Annotated in this window: 15 protein-coding genes; 13 read left to right on the forward strand and 2 right to left on the reverse strand. The window is 43.9% G+C overall.

Going from position 1 to position 18,332, the window contains the following annotated elements; translation table 11 throughout:
• Positions 1-33: 33 nt before the first annotated feature.
• Positions 34-429 carry a hypothetical protein gene (locus AC0MXB_RS03785; RefSeq protein WP_474038283.1) on the reverse strand — a complete coding sequence of 132 codons (396 nt, stop codon included), beginning with the start codon at positions 427-429 and terminating at the stop codon, positions 34-36.
• Positions 430-778: 349 nt separating this feature from the next.
• On the opposite strand from AC0MXB_RS03785, the gene leuS reads away from it, so the two are divergent.
• The 4 genes from leuS (at position 779) to holA (ending at position 7,434) form a co-directional block, all read left to right on the forward strand.
• Positions 779-3,259 (forward strand): leucine--tRNA ligase, encoded by a 2,481-nt coding sequence (leuS, locus tag AC0MXB_RS03790; protein ID WP_474038284.1) that lies wholly within the window; start codon positions 779-781, stop codon positions 3,257-3,259.
• A 149-nt stretch (positions 3,260-3,408) separates the two neighbouring features.
• Positions 3,409-4,014, forward strand: a complete 606-nt coding sequence (locus tag AC0MXB_RS03795) for a ComEA family DNA-binding protein (protein WP_474038285.1) — start codon at positions 3,409-3,411, stop codon at positions 4,012-4,014.
• Between the two features lie 11 nt (positions 4,015-4,025).
• A complete protein-coding gene (locus tag AC0MXB_RS03800; protein ID WP_474038286.1) occupies positions 4,026-6,398 on the forward strand; it encodes a DNA internalization-related competence protein ComEC/Rec2 in 2,373 nt (790 codons plus the stop codon).
• A 10-nt stretch (positions 6,399-6,408) separates the two neighbouring features.
• Positions 6,409-7,434 carry a DNA polymerase III subunit delta gene (holA, locus tag AC0MXB_RS03805; RefSeq protein WP_474038287.1) on the forward strand — a complete coding sequence of 342 codons (1,026 nt, stop codon included), beginning with the start codon at positions 6,409-6,411 and terminating at the stop codon, positions 7,432-7,434.
• 75 nt (positions 7,435-7,509) lie between these two features.
• Here the strand turns inward: holA and rpsT are convergent, their stop codons facing one another.
• A complete protein-coding gene (gene rpsT / locus AC0MXB_RS03810; protein ID WP_474038288.1) occupies positions 7,510-7,776 on the reverse strand; it encodes a 30S ribosomal protein S20 in 267 nt (88 codons plus the stop codon).
• Positions 7,777-7,930: 154 nt separating this feature from the next.
• Here rpsT and gpr point away from each other — a divergent pair, with 154 nt between their 5' ends.
• From gpr to dnaJ, 9 genes are all read left to right on the forward strand, one after another.
• Positions 7,931-8,899: a GPR endopeptidase gene (gene gpr, locus AC0MXB_RS03815; RefSeq protein WP_474038289.1), complete on the forward strand. Its 969-nt coding sequence runs from the start codon at positions 7,931-7,933 to the stop codon at positions 8,897-8,899.
• A 62-nt stretch (positions 8,900-8,961) separates the two neighbouring features.
• Positions 8,962-10,047 (forward strand): stage II sporulation protein P, encoded by a 1,086-nt coding sequence (gene spoIIP / locus AC0MXB_RS03820; protein ID WP_474038290.1) that lies wholly within the window; start codon positions 8,962-8,964, stop codon positions 10,045-10,047.
• Between the two features lie 40 nt (positions 10,048-10,087).
• Complete coding sequence (locus AC0MXB_RS03825) at positions 10,088-10,432, forward strand: hypothetical protein (RefSeq protein WP_474038291.1); 345 nt, start codon at positions 10,088-10,090, stop codon at positions 10,430-10,432.
• A gap of 69 nt (positions 10,433-10,501) precedes the next feature.
• Positions 10,502-12,322, forward strand: coding sequence for a translation elongation factor 4 (lepA, locus tag AC0MXB_RS03830; protein WP_474038292.1), 1,821 nt, complete (start codon positions 10,502-10,504; stop codon positions 12,320-12,322).
• 3 nt (positions 12,323-12,325) lie between these two features.
• Positions 12,326-13,471: a radical SAM family heme chaperone HemW gene (gene hemW / locus AC0MXB_RS03835; protein ID WP_474038293.1), complete on the forward strand. Its 1,146-nt coding sequence runs from the start codon at positions 12,326-12,328 to the stop codon at positions 13,469-13,471.
• A 101-nt stretch (positions 13,472-13,572) separates the two neighbouring features.
• Positions 13,573-14,604, forward strand: a complete 1,032-nt coding sequence (hrcA, locus tag AC0MXB_RS03840) for a heat-inducible transcriptional repressor HrcA (RefSeq protein WP_474038294.1) — start codon at positions 13,573-13,575, stop codon at positions 14,602-14,604.
• Positions 14,605-14,691: 87 nt separating this feature from the next.
• Complete coding sequence (gene grpE / locus AC0MXB_RS03845; protein WP_474038295.1) at positions 14,692-15,279, forward strand: nucleotide exchange factor GrpE; 588 nt, start codon at positions 14,692-14,694, stop codon at positions 15,277-15,279.
• A 47-nt stretch (positions 15,280-15,326) separates the two neighbouring features.
• The gene (dnaK, locus tag AC0MXB_RS03850) at positions 15,327-17,156 is read left to right on the forward strand and encodes a molecular chaperone DnaK (protein ID WP_474038296.1); all 1,830 of its coding nucleotides are present in this window, start codon (positions 15,327-15,329) and stop codon (positions 17,154-17,156) included.
• Positions 17,157-17,167: 11 nt separating this feature from the next.
• Positions 17,168-18,313 carry a molecular chaperone DnaJ gene (gene dnaJ, locus AC0MXB_RS03855; protein ID WP_474038297.1) on the forward strand — a complete coding sequence of 382 codons (1,146 nt, stop codon included), beginning with the start codon at positions 17,168-17,170 and terminating at the stop codon, positions 18,311-18,313.
• Positions 18,314-18,332 lie beyond the last annotated feature (19 nt).

Here is an 18,332-nt window from a genome sequence, read left to right on the forward strand (position 1 = left end):
ATAGGAAAGCTGCTTTTGCTGTAATAGCCTTTTTTATTTTAGTGAAGCGACCCATTCCGCAAAGGCTTTTAAGACTTCTTCTCTAGCGTCGTTGACGGAGCTGCCGTGCCATTCTTGTCCTGTATCATTATCATACCAAAGCTCGCGATTGCCAAAGTTGCCTGAAGGATTTAGTTTTTCCTGAACCGTTGTTTCGATTGTATCAAGCATGCTTTGCTTAATGCTTTTTCGCGTAAAGCGACAGCCGCTTTTTTCCGTTGTCCTTACCGAGGGGCCTGATTCATCGAGATGAATTTCTACCTGGCTTAACAATTTGTTTTGAGCTCCTGCTGTTGCGATCGCATCCTTGGCTAAGGATGCGGCTTGGTCACGACCGATCGCATCATCAAATACGGTAACTCTCACTGTGCCAATAATCAACTTATACATGACGTTACCTCCTGACTATGAGTATCTGTCCGACTAGGTAAAACCTAGCTGCAGTATTTGACAGTATGTCAAAGATTGCTATATAATTATATGCAATAACCGTTTCAATTAGAGCAGTAAGGTTTGTCGAATTAGCAGAAAGCTGGCGATTCTTTGCTGAGATAGATTCCTGCCAGACTGGATGCAAAGGAGCGGCGGCGTGAGAACCGTCGACGGGAGGCCGTCGTTACCGGACTCGAAAGCGATCGAATCGCTAATTAGGGTGGTATCGCGAGTACACTCGTCCCTGGCTGTTCAGCCGGGGATTTCTTGTTTTTCCTCATTTACTATATATTTGGAGGCTGTCGCAATGAACGAAAAATATGTACCTGCCGAGATTGAGCCAAAGTGGCAACAGGCATGGGCTGATCAAGGCGCTTACCGAACACAGCTTGACAGGCAAAAACCGGAATACTATGTTTTAGAAATGTTTCCTTATCCTTCAGGAAATCTGCATATGGGCCATGTTCGTAATTACTCTATCGGTGATGTCATTGCCCGCCATAAGGTCATGCAGGGCTACAGTGTTTTACATCCTATGGGGTGGGATTCTTTCGGCATGCCTGCAGAAAACGCAGCAATTAAACATGGCCTGCGCCCAGGTGACTGGACATGGGATAATATTTCTAATATGCGCCGTCAGCAAAAGGAGCTGGGTCTTTCTTATGATTGGGAAAGAGAAGTAGCTACTTGTCATCCTGATTACTATCGCTGGACTCAGTGGCTCTTTTTGCTTTTTTACGAAAAGGGCTTAGCCTATAAGAAAAAAGCGGCAGTTAATTGGTGCGACGATTGCAATACAGTACTGGCCAATGAGCAGGTTATTGATGGTCATTGCTGGCGTTGCGATTCGGTCGTGGTCAAAAAGAATTTAGAACAATGGTTCTTAAAAATTACCGACTATGCAGATCGATTATTAGAAGATTTAACAGAGCTCAAAGGCTGGCCGGAACGAGTTAAAACAATGCAGGAAAATTGGATCGGCAAAAGTACGGGGGCTGAATTTTCATTTGAAGCGCCAGAAATTGGCGAAAAAATTTCTGTTTATACAACGCGTCAGGACACGGTGTTTGGCGTAAGCTATATTGTTTTAGCGCCAGAGCATCCCTTTGTGGAACGACTGATTGCTGGCAAGCAAGAGGCTGAGGCCGTTAGAGCTTTTGTGGAAAAAGTAAAAGGACTTAGCGAAGTAAATCGAACTTCTGGTGACACGGAAAAAGAAGGTCTCTTTACAGGCGCTTATGCGATTCATCCGTTTACTGGGGCGCAGGTGCCTATTTGGGTTGCAAATTATGTACTGTTTGAATATGGTACTGGCGCTGTTATGGGTGTTCCAGCTCATGATGAACGCGATTTTATTTTTGCGAAGAAATATAATTTGCCTATTAAAGTTGTAATTCAGCCTGCTGGTGAAGCTTTAACCGTCGATACGATGACAGAAGCTTACAGTGGACCTGGTACAATGGTCGATTCTGGTGAATTTACTGGTCTCGATAATGAAGCCGGTAAGATAGCTATTGCTAAATGGTTTGAAGAACAGGGAATCGGCAGTAGTCGTACAAATTACCGCTTGCGTGACTGGCTGATTTCTCGTCAAAGATATTGGGGAGCGCCAATTCCGATTATTTATTGTCCAGAATGCGGCGTAGTACCTGTACCAAAAGAAGATTTGCCAGTGCTTTTACCTGAAAATGTAGATTTTAATCAGGGAGCATTGTCACCGCTGGCGACAGTCGAAGAATTTGTTAACTGCACTTGCCCGAAATGTGGCGGCAAAGCACGGCGGGAAACCGATACCATGGATACCTTTATTTGTTCTTCCTGGTATTATTTTAGATATACAAGCCCCAAATTTGAAAAGGGTCCTTTTGATTCTTCTCAGGCTAATTATTGGTCGCCTGTGGATCAGTATATCGGCGGGATTGAACATGCTATATTGCATTTGCTTTATTCGCGCTTCTTTACGAAAGTTTTGGCTGATGCCGGTCTCTTGAATGTAAATGAGCCTTTTAAAAACCTTTTGACCCAGGGCATGGTAATTAAAGACGGATCGAAAATGTCTAAATCAAAAGGCAATGTTGTTTCACCAGAAGAAATTGTGGCTAAATATGGTGCTGACACAGCGCGACTCTTTATTCTGTTTGCGGCGCCGCCGGAAAGAGATCTTGAGTGGAGTGATCAGGGGGTTGAAGGTTCGTTCCGTTTCCTAGGTCGTTTCTGGCGCATTGTAGCTCATTACCAGGACGTAGTACTGCAAGCAGAACCTGGCTATGACGCTGCTACACTCACAAAAGCCGAAAAAGAATTGCGTCGGGTACTTCATCAAACAATCAAAAAGGTAAGTGACGATATTGGTGATCGCTTCAACTTCAATACCGCGATTAGCTCCATTATGGAATTAGTAAATGCTCTCTATGCTTTTAAGGATCAGCAGGAAAGCGGGAACAGTGGTTTAATTTACGAAGTGGTTACCTCGCTGGTCAAACTTTTAGCGCCTTTTGCACCGCATATCACCGAAGAGTTATGGTCTGAGTTAGGACAAGCAGGCAGTATTCATAAGCAGAATTGGCCGAAATATGATGCGGACGCATTAAAGTTAGACGAAGTAGAAATTGTATTACAGATTAACGGCAAAGTTAGAGATAAACTTGTTGTACCAGCAAATCTTGATAAAAAAGCCTTGGAAGAGCTTGCTTTGGAACAAGAAAAAGTTAAGAAGCTAATTGACGGTAAGCAAATCGTAAAAATGATCTGCGTGCCCCAAAAACTTGTTAATATTGTAGTAAAATAATATAGAATTTTATTAAAGCTGTGGCAAACTTGAAGCTAAGTTTGCTACAGCTTTTTTTATAAAAACGCTAAAATATATAGGGATCCTTTGAAAAAAAGCGAAGTGGAACTATAACCCCTAACAAACGACTGAATCCAATAAGGGAGTCGATGATGATGGATACGTATCAGAAACGTTTGATCTTAGGTGTTGTTTTCTTAACGCTGGCTGTCGGCGCAGCTTTTGTTTTCTCACCTGGATCGAAAGCCGATCCTGGCAATGCAGTGACAAGCTTGGCCGAAAATTCTGCGCCTAAAAGCGCCAAAATGGGAAAGGAGGCTTATGTTTATATTACTGGTGCCGTAAATCACCCTGGCGTATATCCGCTTACGACACAAAAAAGGGTGAGCGAAGCACTTATGCTTGCGGGAGGATTGTCCCCGGAAGCAGATGATAGCAAGGTTAATTTGGTGAAACCAGTAAAGGACGGAATGCATATTCATGTACCAGCTCGTCATGAAAAGGCGGCGCCAAAAGTAAGGACAAATGCCGGAGTCGAAGAAAATCAGACAGAAAATCTAGTGACATTAATAAGTGTCAATACGGGAACAAAAGAAGAACTTTTAACTGTGAAAGGGATGACGCCAACTATGGCGGACCAACTTATTTTTTATCGTCAAGTCCATGGCAATTTCTCTTCGCTAGATATGTTGGCAAATGTCAAAGGGTTTACGGTGCATAAAATCAAAAAAATGCAAAATCAACTTTCTTTATAGGGGGCAGGGCGATGATTTGGCCGTTGACTGTCTCGTTTATTATAGGGCTTTGGTGCCAGCATTACATAGCATCATATCTTAGCCTTGGGAAACTCGGCTATTGTCTTTTGCTTTTAGTCGGTTTAGAAAGCTACTTTGCCTATCAAAAAAAGATTACTTTAGCCTATAAAATCTTTTTTCCACTTTGTTTTGTTGTCGGTGTTACGTTAATGACTTTTGCCCTTGCAATTGCTTCTGATGATATTAGCCATTTTTCTGGCGAGAGAATCGTAAGGGGAGAAGTAATGGATCTGCCGCAGGAGCGGCAGGTTGAAGACGGTCTGGTAGAGCGGCAGTATTGGTGCCGAGTTCAAGCCGTAGCGGGCAAGGATCACTGGCAAAAGGCATCAGGTGGTCTGCGCCTATTTATTAAGCAGAAAGCAGGAGAGCCTGTTTTTTCAAATGGTGATATAGTTATTGCTAAAGGTAAGCTTTTGCTGCCGCACGGTTATCAAAATCCTGGTAGAAGCGATGTTCAAATTACTTTGAAGTCAGAAGGGATTACAGCTACGCTTTTGGCTAAGTCACTTCAGGGCGAGAAGAAGGGCCTGAATAGTCTTACTGTATTGCTAGAAAAGTTGCGTAAACAAATTACCGATAAGCTGAATGAAGCCATAGCCCCAGGCGATGCGGCGCTTCTAACAGCGATGATGTTTGGCGGCTATGCAGGTATATCTTCAGCGGTCATTGATGATTTTTCTACGACGGGTATCATTCATATCCTCTCAGTGTCAGGTTCTCACATTGCTTTGATTGGCGGCGCCGTCATTTTGATCTGCTCTTTTTGTCATATTCGGCGCAAAATCACCGTTTGGATCTGCGCTTTTCTCATCTTTTTTTATGCTTTGCTTGCTGGTTTTTGCGCTCCCGTGCTGCGGTCGCTCCTTATGGCTCTGGCCGGTCTTGGTGCTATCTTAGCTGGGAGGGAACAAGATAGTTCACAGGCTTTTGCTTTAACGGCACTTTTATTACTGATTTATGAGCCTCTTTGGATTTATGATGTGAGTTTCTTACTTTCTTTTAGCGCTACTGGGGGGATTTTATTTTTCTATAAGCCGATTGCAGTAAAACTTGCTTGGTTGCCTCGTCCTGTAGCGCTATCTTTTGCGGTGACGTTGGCGGCCGAACTCGCCTCTTTGCCGTTTATTGCTTACTATTTTGCTGTTTTTCCGGTTGCTTCTTTTGTCGCTAACCTTGTCGCTGTTCCTCTATTAGAAATGGCGGTTTTACTGGGGCTGCTCGGCTCACTTTTTGTTTGGCTTTTGCCTAGTCTCTATTTATTCTATCGTTTGCTGTTCGTAGTCTGCGCCTGTTTGATCGGGCTTAGTGTATTTCTAGTGCAAAAACTAGCCCTATATTGTCCTCCCCTGTATCTTCCTGTTTTTTCTTTTGGCGCTGCGCTTTTTTACTATGGTGGCCTCTTTTATCTATTTGGTTATCATCCGGCGGCGATTCCTGCGGCAAAAACTCTGTGGCGGCGTGGGCGTCTGCTCGTTATCGTAGCCCTACTTTTGATTAGTGGTGTATTTAGTTACGCTTATTGGTATCCAGGGCCAGCGTCAGTTCACTTTATTGATGTGGGGCAAGGTGATGCAACTTTAGTGATATCCTCGCAGGGACATGCTGCTTTAATTGATACGGGTGGACTTGTTGGTGAAAATCCACATTTTGATGTAGGTGATAAGGTGGTTGTTCCTTATCTGCGCCATTACGGCGTTCGCTGTTTAGATTATCTCATGTTAACTCATGGCCATGCCGATCATGCTGGCGGGGCAGCGGCGGTAGCGGCAAAGATTCCTGTAAAGAAAGTAGTTTTAGCCCAAGAACCGCCGTCACTACCAGTTCAGGCTTTAGAGAAGGCCGTAAATTATAATCAAATTATTTTTGCGCAGGAAGGGCAGTTTTTTTCTTTTGACGATATTTCCATAGAAGTAATTCACGCCAAGAGTGGCGGTAGAGACGAGGGGAAAAAAGAAAATGAACACTCCGTTGTATATCGTATCAACTGCGGCAAGGTAAGTTTTCTTATTACAGGTGATTTAGAAAAGGAGGAAGAGCAGGTTTTATTGGAAAAGCCGCTTGCACCTGTGACTGTTCTAAAAGTGGGGCATCATGGCTCGAAGAATGCCTCTAGTACCGATTTTTTGCAAGCCCTTCAACCGCAATATGCTATAATATCCGTAGGCTATCAAAATCATTTCGGGCATCCTCATGCCGAAACATTAGCGAGGCTCCAGGCGCAGCATATTAAAATTTTTCGTACTGATTTACAGGGAGCCATTCATTGTTTGATTGACAGGGATCAAGTGCGGATAGAGCCATTTATCAGATCAGAAACAAAGTAGGAGAAAGCTTATGACCGTAGGAGTTTTACAAAAAGAACTAGAGCAAGGGAAGATTTATTCTTTGTACTTATTACATGGTGATGAAGTCTATTTACTTGACAAGCTGCAAAAGACGCTTGTGAATGGACTGGTTCCGCCCAACGATCAGGAAATGAATTTGACTGTTTTCGATCAGGATCCGTCGCTAGAGGAACTGGCCGGAATGGTATCCGCTATATCCTTTTTTGGTGGTAGAAATGTTATTTTAATTCGCAATACGCGGTTTTTTAGTGCTGGGAAAAAGGCGGATGGCGAAGGGACAGCTAAAAAAGATGAAGCTTTTTTGAAACTTTTAAAGCAAGTGCCACCAGAAACGACAGTGATTTTTGCCGCCTATGATAAAGTTGATAAACGGCGCAAGGCCTATAAACTCATCGGTGAGGCCGGGGTTGTTTTTGAAGCTGTGCCGTTAAAGGGGCAGGAATTATTTCAGTGGCTGCAAGCAGAGATACGTCAACGAGGAAAAAAGATTGAAGCGGCAGCGTTAGAAGCGATTTTAGCGGCAGTGTCCTTGATGCCCCATGCTTCTTTATCGTTTTTAGATCAGGAAATTACAAAACTGCTGTTATTTATCGGTACAAAATCGATGATTACACTGCAAGATGTAGAGTTGCTTTTGGCGAATGTGCCGGAAATGTCTGTTTTTGCGATGACGGAAGCAATGAGCCGCAAAGATGTGGCTCAGGCCCTAGCTGTCTTAGCGGATCAAATTGAAAGTGGTCAACCACGCCTGAAAATTCTGGGACTGTTAGCTCGTCATACCAGACAGCTTTATCAGACTAAGGCTCTATTAGAGGAAGGATGGGGGGCAAAGGAAGTAGCGAAAGAACTAAAGCTGCCGTCCTTTGTGGCGGATAAGCTGATAAGACAAAGCCGGTCCTTTTCTTTAACGCAGTTAAACAAGGCCATGGAGCTTCTTAAAGAAGCCGACGAAGACTTGAAATTTAGTCGAGAATTAATTTCATTAGAAAAAATCATTTTGTTTTTATGCCATTGATGCAATATAAATAATAAAAATAGGCAATATAAAAAACCTGCCAGTAAAAGACAGGTTTTGTTATATTGCCTATTTTTATTGTGCTAAAGCGTTTACTTTGTGAGCCAAGCGGGACTTTTTACGAGCCGCAGCATTTTTATGAAGAACGCCTTTGGCAGCAGCTTTATCAATTTTGCTTGTTGCTTGAGCTAGGAGGGATTTCGCCTCATCTGCCTTACCGTCAGCAATGGCTTCGGTAGTTTTGCGCGTTGCGGTTTTCAAAGTAGATTTGACCGAAGCATTAGCCTGACGACGTTCGCTATCGGTTTTTACGCTACGTACAGAAGATTTAATATTTGGCAAGTTGTTCACCTCCTTATGATCTATTACCTAAGATATTTTAGCATGGACAAAGTAAAAATGCAAGCAACAAATCCCAAATTATAATCTATGAAGGGCATCTCGGATAAGGCGATAAGAGATGGGATACTCTAGAAATAAAACAGGAGGAGTCATTGTGGTGGATCAAGGAAGTTTGCGGACCGATCTGGCCGTTGAAGTAAGAGAAAATGTGACAAGGTCTACGGGAAAGGAAATCCCAGGTCTAAATGTAGAGACAGAAGAACAAGAAGAAATCACTGTTACTAGGGTTCATATTGCGTCAGATGAAGCGAAGCAAGCGATGGGAAAACCGACAGGTATGTATATTACGGTGGAAGCGCCAGGGCTTCGCTATAAAAACACGCCCTTAGCAGATTCAGTAATGAACACCGTAGCGCAAGAACTTGCTTCTCTACTCCAAATTTCTAAGCAAGGTGTGGTTCTTGTCGTCGGTCTGGGAAATTGGAATGTGACGCCTGATGCGTTAGGCCCAAGAGTGATTGACAAGATTGTTGTCACTAGACATTTGGAAACGTTATTGTCACCGGAATTAGCCGGCGGCGTTAGGTTGGTGTGTGCGCTTGCCCCCGGTGTCTTAGGCCTAACTGGTATGGAGACAGCTGAAATTATTCAAGGTGTTGTAGCTGAAGTGAAGCCTGCTGCGGTGATTGCTGTAGACGCACTGGCGGCAGCCGCTAGCAGTCGTGTAGCAACTACGGTTCAGCTTAGTACTGCCGGAATTCATCCAGGATCAGGCGTGGGAAACAAGCGTTTTGGTCTTACTCAGCTTTCTTTGGGGGTTCCGGTTATTGCCATTGGCGTTCCTACGGTGATTCATGCTTCAACGATTGCCATGGATACCCTTCAGGTTTTGCAAGAGCACGCCGCATTCGCTCGCTATTTTAAAAGTATGGCCACCCTTTCGGAAGCAGAGCAGCATGTAATAGTTCGGCAGATTCTTCCTGATCTTTTAGGGGATTTGATGGTTACGCCGAAAGAAATTGATCGGATGATTCAAGATATTGCTACCATTGTGGCCGGTGCGATTAATCAAGCACTGCATGAGGGAATCGACTATAAAAATATTCATCGTTATCTGCAATAGAGCATAGGTGCTCCTCCTAGCGCATATATAGTACAGGTAATCTGACGCGGGAGGAGATCAATTTGAGAAGACGAAGCCGCAAAAAGCTACGAAAACCTGACTATCTTTGTATTATAGTACTGTCTTTGCTTACGGCGATTTTTTTAGCTGGCGGCTTTTTCTTTTGGTGTGATTCATTTGCACCGGAAACAGCTTTGGTTCTGGCTCAGGGGCCTTCAGTCGGACAAGCAAAGTCTTCCTTTTTTTTCGGAACTCTTGCCTCAGGGCGGGATCTGTTAGGCGCCGGCGTACCTGGGTTTGCTCGAAGTTTGCCCAAGCCTTCGACGGAAGCGGAGAAAAACCATTTTTCACCGACCAAGGGATTGCGTTCGGCGCTGCTCTTATTTACCGATATTGATACAGAAGATATTCGGTCGATTTTGCAGCGGGAAATTCCGCTTTTGGCAGGATTAACCCATAGCGAAGTGGCAACTCTCAGTGCCAATAGTACTGAGACTTTACCTAAATTTGAATTCTCCTTGAGCGGTAAAGAAGGTAAACCGCTTGTTGGTATTTATCATACCCATACTTCGGAATCCTTCATTCCTTCTTCCGGTAGTTCCCATAGCGCGGGCGGTCAAAAAGGCGATATTGTACAAGTTGGCGCTGCTTTAAGTAAACGGCTGGAGAATAGAGGGGTTGGCGTTGTGCAAAGCAGCGCTGTTCATGATTATCCGTCCTTTATGAAGGCTTATAATTTGTCGGAAATCACGTTGCAAAGAATGCTGAATGATCATCCTTCTTTGCAAATGGTTTTCGATATTCATCGTGATGCACAAAAACGAGAAAACGTGACAACGACAATTCAAGGTGTGCCGACAGCCCGTATTTTGATCATTGTTGCTGTAGGACGGCCTGATCTTGTCCAGCCCCACTGGCAGCAGAATCATGCTTTTGCTAAACAGATTGAAGCGAAATTAAACAAGGAGTATCCTGGTCTGTGTCGCGGCATTAAGCTGGAAGACTGGCGATACAACCAGCATCTGCATCCGCGAGCGTTGCTGCTTGAAGTAGGCAGCGAAGAAAGTTCTTTGGAAGAAGCCTCGCGCAGTATGGAAATACTAGGAGATGTACTAGCCGATTTAATTGAAGCCGGGGCGAAGCCGTAGATTACAAAGGTTGACAACTAGCAACTAGCAGGAGGCAATCATGAATCAATGGAAACTGCTTTATCGAGGAACCTTTCTTCTTCTGGCAGTCACTTTATGCGGTCTTTGGACTGCTCAAGGGCAGCTAACCCAATTAACGCAGCGCCAGGAAGCGCCGCTTTTTTCTGTGGCGAGCCCGAAGCGAGGCTCTTATGAAATTGTTTGGTTAGGTGATTCTTACGACTGGCGGCAAGCTTATGAAGTTGGTACGTTATGGAGCGATAGGGATTTTCTCTATCTAGGGGATGGTACAAAAAATTTCCGTTTGCCTTTACAGTATGGATTTTTTTTGCAGCCACTTTATGTCGAAATGAACGAATTGATTGCCTCTCTCTCCTTGCCGTAAAGGTAAGACTTGCAGGCGCTTATAGCAAAATGCTATAATTTAATGTACAAATTTGACTGCTTCCTAACAATGGGATGCAGAGAGGAGGACAGCGTGGAGATTTCCAAGATCCGCAATTTTTCGATCATCGCTCATATCGATCACGGTAAGTCCACACTGGCTGACCGCTTGCTTGAGTATACTGGAACACTATCGGCTCGAGAAATGGAGAGTCAGGTTCTTGACCAGATGGAATTGGAGCGAGAACGGGGCATTACGATTAAAGCTCAGGCTGTAAGGCTTTCCTATAAGGCAAAAAATGGCGAAACTTACATGCTTAATCTTATTGACACACCTGGTCATGTGGATTTTACTTACGAAGTTTCGCGTAGCTTGGCTGCCTGTGAAGGCGCACTGCTTGTGGTAGACGCTGCGCAAGGAATTGAGGCGCAGACACTGGCCAATGTTTATTTGGCACTGGAACATAATTTGGAAATCATTCCTGTTATTAATAAGATTGATTTACCAAGCGCTGATCCAGAAAAAGTGAAACAGGAGATTGAAGATGTAATCGGTCTTGATGCTTCGGAAGCGGTATTAACAAGCGCGAAATCGGGAATTGGCATTGAAGAGGTACTAGAAGCGATTGTAGCTAAGATTCCGCCGCCGCAGGGCGAACGCGAAAAGCCTTTGCAGGCGCTGATTTTTGATTCGCATTTCGATGCGTATAAAGGGGTTATTGCCAATATCCGTGTGTTTGACGGCGTGCTAGCCCCTGGTATGAAAATGCATATGATGGCTACGAAGAAAACTTTTGAAGTCACGGAAGTCGGGGTTTTTAAGCCTTACATGGCATTAGTGGACGAGTTGGCGCCTGGTCAAGTTGGTTATGTTGCAGCTGCCATAAAAAATGTAAAGGATACGCGGGTAGGCGATACGATTACTTTGGCCGATAATCCGGCACCGGCGCCTTTAGCTGGCTATCGGACTATTACGCCGATGGTCTATTGCGGGCTCTATCCTGTAGAAAGTTCACAGTATGACGCGTTGCGTGACGCTCTTGATAAGTTGAAACTTAATGATGCTTCTCTTGTCTTTGAACCGGAAACTTCCATTGCCTTGGGTTTTGGCTTTCGTTGCGGCTTTTTAGGCCTTTTGCACATGGATGTCATTCAGGAACGAATTGAACGGGAATATAATATTACGCTCATTACGACAGCGCCAAGCGTTATTTATGAAGTCTATAAAACAGACGGTGAAATGCTTCGGGTGGATAATCCGTCACTGTTGCCGCCTGTTGCGAATATTGATCATATTGAGGAACCTTACGTAAAAGCAACGGTGATTGTACCGAATGATTTTGTCGGGGCCGTTATGGAGCTATCGCAGGACAAACGGGGCGATTTTAAGGATATGAAGTATCTTGATGAGAGTCGCGTTACGATCGAATATCATTTACCGCTCAGTGAAATTATTTACGATTATTTTGACAAGCTAAAATCGTCGACACGGGGTTATGCTTCGCTTGATTATGAATTAATTGGCTACCGCACATCTAAGCTCGTAAAGCTTGATATTCTTTTAAACGGCGAAGCTGTTGACGCCTTAAGTGTGATTGTTCACACCGATAAAGCGGCAGCGCGTGGACGTGGTTTGGCGGAAAAATTGCGCGGAATCATTCCGCGGCAAATGTTTGAAATTCCTATTCAAGCTGCCATCGGGAATAAAGTCATTGCCAGAGAAACAGTTCGGGCTATGCGTAAAGACGTACTTGCCAAATGTTACGGCGGCGATATTACGCGGAAACGTAAACTGTTGGAAAAGCAAAAAGAAGGCAAAAAGCGCATGAAGCAAGTTGGTAGTGTGGAAGTGCCGCAAGAAGCCTTTATGGCAATTTTAAAAATGGATTGATCGATGATGAAACGAAAGACCTTAGGGCTTTATGTTCACATACCTTTTTGCCGCCAGAAGTGTTTTTATTGTGATTTTCCGTCAATGAGCGGGCAGGAGGATTTGTTTGACGCCTATACGAGAGCATTATTAACCGAGATTGCTGTGCAAAGCAAAAAAATTTCTGATTATGAAGTTGATACGGTATTTATTGGCGGAGGTACGCCTACGATACTTCCGGCAGATCAACTACTGGCAATTTGTTACGCTATTGCTGAATCTTTTTCTCTCAGTGAAGGCTATGAGTGGACCTGTGAAGCGAATCCTGGAACCACCAAGGATTCGCTTCTTGTCGCGCTTAAGGACGCCGGTCTGAATCGTATTAGCTTTGGCGTGCAATCTTTTTCCGATCCACTGCTTAGGACGATTGGACGGATTCATTCTGCCCAAGATGCGACCTCTTCAGTAATAGCCGCGGCTAAGGCTGGCTTTACCAACTTAAGTATTGATTTGATGACTGGGTTACCTGGCCAGAAGCTGATCGATTTACAAACCACTTTAGCCAAAGCAGTACAATTACCCTTATCGCATATTTCGCTTTATAGTTTGAAAATAGAGGAGGGAACGGTCTTCGACTGTTGGCAAGAGCAGGGGAGGCTTGCCTTGCCTGACGAAGCGGAAGAGGCAAAGTTTGACGCTTTTGCGCCTGCTTTTTTAGCTGAGAAGGGTTTTTCCCGCTATGAAATTTCAAATTATGCGAAACCTAGTCATGCTTGCCGTCATAATTTAAAGTATTGGCACTACGAGCCTTACTTAGGACTTGGGGCGGCAGCGGCTTCCTTTTTCCCAGGGAAACGTTGGTCGAATGAAACCGATCCGAAGCGTTATATTGCCGCTATAGCTAAAGGAGAATCGGTTATTGCCTATGAGGAGACGCTTGACGAAGCGACAGCGAAAGCGGAGTTTGCTTTTTTAGCGTTGCGCACAATGCGAGGGTTAGATATAAACGAGTATGAAGCGATTTTTCATACTTCCTTTTTTGCAGATTATGGCAAGGTTTTGGAAACTTTGGCAAACCAAGGACTTCTTAACCATAGGCAAACTAGAATCTTTTTAACCGACCAAGGAAAATTATTAGGCAATGTAGTTTTTTGCGCTTTTTTACCTTGAAATTTTCTACTACGTTCTTGACAGACTAGAAAATGAGTGGTATTTTTTTATTAGATATTAGCACTCTATCAGGAAGAGTGCTAACAAGGGAGGCGGAGATCTTGTTAGATGATAGGAAACGTCGGATTTTACAAGCCATCATTGACGATTATGTCTCTACCGCCGAACCAATTGGCTCAAGAACTATTGCCCGCAAATATGACTTGGGGGTAAGTCCGGCAACGATCCGTAATGAAATGGCCGACTTAGAGCTCTTAGGTTTTTTAGAACAGCCGCACACATCGGCAGGACGGATTCCTTCAGCCAAGGGATATCGTTTTTATGTAGACTGTTTACTTGCGCCGCATAGTATTTCCGAGCGAGATCTGCATTTGATCAAACAGTGGTATGAAGCCAAAGTCAGGCGAATTGACGAATTGTTTCAAGAGACAGCTAAGCTGCTTTCGAAAGTCACCAACAATGTTTCGTTGGTGATGGCGCCGCAGAGTGCTCCGGCAAAATTCAAATATTTGCAGTTTCTGCCGCTTGATGAACAGCGCGTTATTGCTGTTGTCGTAACTGATAAAGGAATTGTTGAAAATAAAATTATTGATATTCCGGAAGGAACGACACAGGACGATTTGCAGCAAATTGCCCAGCAAGTAAATAATCGCTTGACTGGATTAGGATTTACAGAAATTGGCGGCGACACAGTACAGGATATTAAGCAAGACTTGATTCTTGATTCTGATGTGGTTGAGTATGCTTTTACTGCGATTACACAGGCTTTAACCCAAGATAAAGGGGAAAAAGTTTTTTTAGGTGGAACGACCCATCTACTGAATCAACCTGAGTTTCGTGATGTGGACAAAATAAAAAAGATTTTAACCATGTTGGAAGAAAAAAGGCTACTTTACGATATTTTGCACATGCAAAATCAAGATGGTGTTGTTGTAACCATCGGTCAGGAAAACAAGTATAGCGGCATACAGGACTGCAGCGTGGTACAGGCTACTTATCGAATTGATGGTCAAGTTGTTGGTTCTGTAGCGATTTTAGGCCCAACGCGTATGGAATATGGGAAAACCATGGCTATACTAGAGTTTATGCATACTCATTTAGGTGAGCTTATCAAAAAATATCGAATTGGTTGATAAACACGGAAATCCTGTTTCTTGAGTTTTTCTAAAGAAACATTCCGTATCTATAGATAAGAAAGAGAATAGCAATGAGGTGACTGTATGGCTGATAATGAAAAACCGTTTCCGGCACAAGATCCAGAAAGCTCTCAAGACGAAGCCGTGAAAACAGCAGAGGGAACACAAGACAATGAAGTTAGCGAAGGCGTACAAGGGGAGCTTTCAGTAGACCAACTTGCTGCCGCTTTGCAAGCAAAGGATAGCGCTTTGGAAGAAGCTGTCCGCAAGTATCAACGTTTGCAAGCAGATTTTGAAAATTTTCGTCGTCGGACCACCAAGGAAAAAGAAGAGTTGTCTACTTTAGTTGCAGAAGGAATTATTACAGAGCTTTTGCCTGTGGTAGATAACTTTGAACGAGCCTTGGCTTCTGATGGCAGTAAAGATGCGGAAGCGTTTCATTCTGGCGTAGAAATGATTTTCCGTCAGATGACTGGCGCTTTTGAAAAACTCGGTCTCTCGGCTATTGCCGCGATGGATCAGATGTTTGATCCGAATGAACATCAGGCCGTTATGCGTGTGGAAGATGCTGAAAAAGAAGATGGCACGATTGTACAAGAACTACAAAAAGGCTATCGCTTGAAAAATCGCGTGATTCGGCCGAGCATGGTGAAAGTTGTCAATAACGGTTGATTTCATAATGGTTAAGTTGTGAGTTATTTAAGGAGGATGAATAAATTATGGCAAAAGTAATTGGTATAGACCTTGGTACGACAAACTCAGTTGTAGCAGTCATGGAAGGCGGCGAACCTGTCGTTATTGCAAATACAGAAGGCAGTCGCTTAACTCCTTCGGTTGTAGGCTTTTCTAAAACGGGTGAAAGATTAGTTGGACAGCTCGCAAAACGCCAGGCTGTTTCTAACTCTGATAGAACGATTAGCTCCATTAAACGTCATATGGGTACGAATCACAAAGTAAATATTGACGATAAAGGCTATTCGCCACAAGAAATTTCGGCAATGATTTTGCAAAAACTGAAGCAAGATGCAGAAGCCTATCTTGGTGAAACTGTTACGCAAGCCGTTATTACAGTTCCGGCTTACTTTACAGATGCGCAGCGTCAAGCTACAAAAGACGCTGGAACCATTGCTGGGTTAGAAGTTCTTCGTATTATTAATGAACCGACGGCAGCAGCCCTTGCTTATGGTATGGATAAAGGTAATGATCATACAGTACTTGTTTATGACCTTGGCGGCGGTACTTTTGACGTATCCATCTTGGAATTAGGCGATGGCGTCTTTGAAGTAAAAGCAACAAGCGGTAATAACCGTCTTGGCGGCGATGATTTTGATATGCGGGTAAAACAATGGCTGATTGAAGAGTTCAAAAAAGAACAAGGCATTGATTTGGCCAATGATAAAATGGCTTCGCAGCGTTTGTTGGAAGCTGCGGAAAAAGCGAAAATTGAGCTTTCCGGTGTACTTTCCACCAATATTAATCTTCCCTTTATTACAGCCGACCAATCCGGTCCGAAACATATGGATCTTAACTTGACCCGCGCTAAATTCGAAGAATTAACGGCTGACTTGGTAGAATCCACTATGGGGCCAACTCGTCAAGCTTTGTCTGACGCTGGTCTTTCCCCGAAAGATATTGATAAAGTTATTTTGGTAGGCGGGTCTTCTCGTATTCCTGCTGTACAAGAAGCTTTGAAGAAATTTATTGGCAAAGATCTGCATCGCGGCGTAAATCCTGACGAATGCGTAGCAGTTGGTGCTGCGATTCAGGCTGGTGTTCTTGTCGGTGAGGTAAAAGACGTATTACTGCTTGATGTAACGCCATTGTCTCTGGGCATTGAAACACTGGGCGGCGTTTTCACGAAAATTATTGATAGAAATACGACAATTCCTACGTCGAAAAGCCAAGTATTCTCCACGGCAGCTGATAATCAACCTTCCGTTGACATTCATGTGCTTCAAGGCGAACGTGAAATGGCTGCAGCGAATAAAACGTTGGGACGTTTTGAATTGTCCGGTATTCCGGCAGCACCGCGTGGAGTACCTAAAATTGAAGTTTCTTTCGACATTGATGCCAATGGTATCGTAAATGTTTCCGCCAAAGATCTTGGTACAGGCAAAGAACAAAAAATTACGATTACTTCTTCTGGTGGTATCAGTCAAGATGAAATCGAACGTATGGTTAAAGAAGCGGAAGCTCATGCAGCTGAAGATAAAGCCCGCAAAGATGAAGTCGAAGTAAGAAATTCTGCTGATTCTTTGATTTATCAAGCAGAAAAGACGATTAAAGAAGCTGGCGATAAAGCCGATAAAGCGCTTGTTGAAAAAATCGAAGCAGCAGCGAATACCTTAAAGGAAACGCTAAAAGGTAATGATTTGGAAAAAATCAAGGCTGATACGGAAGAATTAACGAAGCCGCTTTATGAATTAGCACAAGCTATGTATGCGCAAAATGAAGGTCAGCCGCAAGGCGGTGCTTCAGCTGGCGCAGCAAAAGATGAATCTATTGTGGACGCTGAGGTTGTTGACGAAAAAAAGAATGACAAAGCATAGGATGGTGCAAGGTGAGCAAACGAGATTATTATGAAGTCTTGGGTGTGTCCCGGTCAGCATCTGACGATGAACTAAAGAAGGCCTATCGCAAGTTGGCCCGAAAATATCATCCTGATGTCAACAAGGACAATGCGAAAGAGGCAGAAGAAAAATTTAAAGAAGTTGCGGAAGCCTATGAAGTTTTGTCTAATTCCGAAAAAAAGGCGCAGTATGACCAATTTGGTCATGCTGCCTTTGACGGAAGTCAAGGTGGAGGCTTTGGCGGTTTTGGCGGCCAAGGCGGCTTCGGCGGTCAAGGCGGGTTTGGCGATATTTTCGATATGTTTTTTGGCGGTCAAGGTTTTGGCGGCCGTGCTAATGGTCCGGAAAAAGGTTCAGATCTTCGCTTTGATATGGAGATTGCTTTTGACCAAGCAGCTTTTGGCGTGGAACGAGAAGTAGAGATTCCGCGGATGGATACCTGTCCAGAATGTCATGGCACAGGCGCTGCCGCTGGGACTCATCCTGAAACTTGTCCTGACTGTAAAGGGGCGGGCCAAGTTCAATTTACACAAAATACACCCTTTGGCCGAATGGTCAATGTGAAACCTTGTGACCGTTGTCGTGGCGAAGGCAAAATTGTCAAGACACCGTGTAAAGAATGCCGTGGTCAAGGCAAGATCAAGGTGAAACGGAAAATAAAAATTAAGATTCCTGCTGGGGTTGATACTGGTTCACGGTTGCGTGTGGCTCATGAAGGCGAACCGGGACTTCGTGGCGGTCCGCAGGGCGATTTATATGTGTATATTTTCGTGAAACCGCATAAACTATTTGTGCGCGAAGGAAACGACATTATTTGTGAAGTTCCCATTAGCTTTGTTCAGGCAATTTTAGGTGACGAAGTAGAAGTACCAACTTTGGAAGGAAAAGTGAAATTCCGTGTCGAAGAAGGAACGCAGTCTGGAACTGTTTTCCGCTTACGAAATAAAGGAATTCCTCATATCCGCGGTAATATGCGCGGTGATCAGCTAGTAAAAGTAAAAGTTGTGACTCCGAAAAACTTGTCTGAGAAACAGCGTGAACTTTTAAAAGAATTTGCCCGAATTAGCGGAGAAGATATTAACCCGGAACAAAAAGGGTTCTTTAAGAAAATGAAGGATGCCTTTGGGGTGTCTTAATTCCATAAGAAGGGGCGAG

The organism is Pelorhabdus sp. sgz311001 (genome assembly GCF_055901755.1).